1 protein-coding gene is annotated in these 1,305 nt (G+C 44.1%); it reads left to right on the top strand.

All coding sequences use genetic code 11. The features are described 5' to 3' along the window. The coding region (tuf, locus tag BI291_RS17020) for an elongation factor Tu (protein ID WP_074500449.1) at nt 1–1,184 on the top strand (1,184 nt) is incomplete at its 5' end. Nucleotides 1,185–1,305 lie beyond the last annotated feature (121 nt).

Genomic DNA, 1,305 nt, shown 5'->3' with positions numbered 1-1,305 from the left:
TGGCTAAAGAAAAATTTGAACGTTCGAAACCGCACGTTAACGTTGGTACTATCGGTCACGTTGACCACGGTAAAACAACTCTAACTGCTGCTATCTCAGCAGTATTAACAAAAACTCACGGTGGTGATTTACGCGATTTCGCACAAATCGATAACGCACCAGAAGAGCGTGAGCGTGGTATCACGATCAATACGTCTCACATTGAGTATGACACAGCATCACGTCACTATGCGCACGTAGATTGCCCAGGTCACGCGGATTATGTAAAGAACATGATCACAGGTGCGGCTCAAATGGATGGTGCTATCTTAGTAGTAGCAGCAACAGATGGTCCAATGCCACAAACACGTGAGCACATCCTTCTTTCTCGTCAGGTTGGTGTACCTTACATCATCGTATTCATGAACAAATGTGACATGGTAGACGACGAAGAATTATTAGAATTAGTAGAGATGGAAGTTCGTGAACTTCTTTCAGAATATGACTTCCCAGGCGATGATTTACCAATCATCCAAGGTTCAGCATTAGGTGCATTGAACGGCGAAGCGCAATGGGAAGAGAAAATCTTAGAGCTTGCAGAGCAATTAGATACTTATATTCCAGAGCCAGAGCGTGCAATTGACGGTGACTTCATTCTTCCAATTGAAGATGTATTCTCAATTCAAGGTCGTGGTACGGTAGTAACAGGTCGTGTAGAGCGTGGTATCATCAAAGTAGGTGATGACGTAGAGATTGTTGGTATCAAAGATACAACAACAACGACTTGTACAGGTGTAGAAATGTTCCGTAAGTTGCTTGACGAAGGTCGTGCAGGTGAGAACTGTGGTGTATTATTACGTGGAACTAAGCGTGATGAAGTACAACGTGGTCAAGTACTAGCGAAGCCGGGTTCAATCAACCCACATACTAAGTTCGAATCAGAAGTATATGTATTGACGAAAGATGAAGGTGGTCGTCACACGCCATTCTTCAAAGGCTACCGTCCACAGTTTTACTTCCGTACGACAGACATCACAGGTGCAGTAGAGTTACCTGAAGGTGTAGAAATGGTAATGCCAGGCGACAACTTAAAGTTTGTAGTAGAGCTAATCAACCCAATCGCGATGGACGAAGGTTTACGCTTCGCAATCCGTGAAGGTGGTCGTACAGTAGGTGCTGGTGTTGTTTCTAAGATAATCGACTAATATCGATATCTAGTTCACATCGAACACCTAAAAAAGGTCGCGTCAGCGGCCTTTTTTGTTTTAGACCACCGAACGGCGTGAAGACCGAGCACGTGTAGAAATTGGTCACAGTTGACCAATT

Origin of the sequence: Thalassotalea sp. PP2-459 (assembly GCF_001913705.1) — a bacterium.
Taxonomy (GTDB): Bacteria; Pseudomonadota; Gammaproteobacteria; order Enterobacterales; family Alteromonadaceae; genus Thalassotalea_C; species Thalassotalea_C hakodatensis.
The sequence above is the reverse complement of the archived record's forward strand: the minus strand, read 5'-3'. Positions and strand labels throughout refer to the sequence as shown.